We start from the raw sequence: 587 nt of genomic DNA on the forward strand, positions 1-587 counted from the left end.
GTAAACGGATGGACTGAAGCTTTTGGCAGATCAACTAACACTTCCGGAAATTGTTTGTTATCTGGCACCATCTTTTTAGAAGCCTCTAATGATTTAAGCGGTACGATGGCTGTCCATATGCCAGTGCTGCCAAATACAATCGGAAGATCTTCATGAAAATCTTCTTCGGTGATTCACAGTGCGTGAGCAAGTTTTTCCCGATCGCCTGTAAATGGTTTGAATTGCGGGGAGGCCTGTTCAAGCGTAATATGAATGCGGCCATCTTTTTCAGAAATGTTCACAGGCANGNTTCCGGCTTTCGTTTGGATGCTGTACGTTTTACCGCTCTCCAGCATTCCTTTCTCACATAATGCGTAAAGAGAAGCAACTGTAGCATGACCGCACAAATTCATTTCGTGTCCAGGGGTAAAGTAACGGAGTTCAAGATCGGCCGACTCGCTTTTTCGGATAAAGGAGGTTTCTGAATACCCGGCACGCTCGGCTATGATCTGCATCTCGTTTTCAGTAAAATCGTCTCCCTGCAATACGACGCCTGCGGGGTTTCCTTTTCCGGGACTGCTTGTAAATGCTTCATATTTTAATACCTC

General features: G+C 45.5%; 1 pseudogene. It reads right to left on the reverse strand.

From position 1 onward, the window contains the following. Positions 1-587, reverse strand: a pseudogene (locus tag RVS70_RS21875) (PhzF family phenazine biosynthesis isomerase); the annotation flags it as partial.

The sequence above is a fragment of the Virgibacillus sp. M23 genome, from assembly GCF_034190895.1.
GTDB classification, from domain to species: Bacteria; Bacillota; Bacilli; order Bacillales; family Amphibacillaceae; genus Virgibacillus; species Virgibacillus salarius.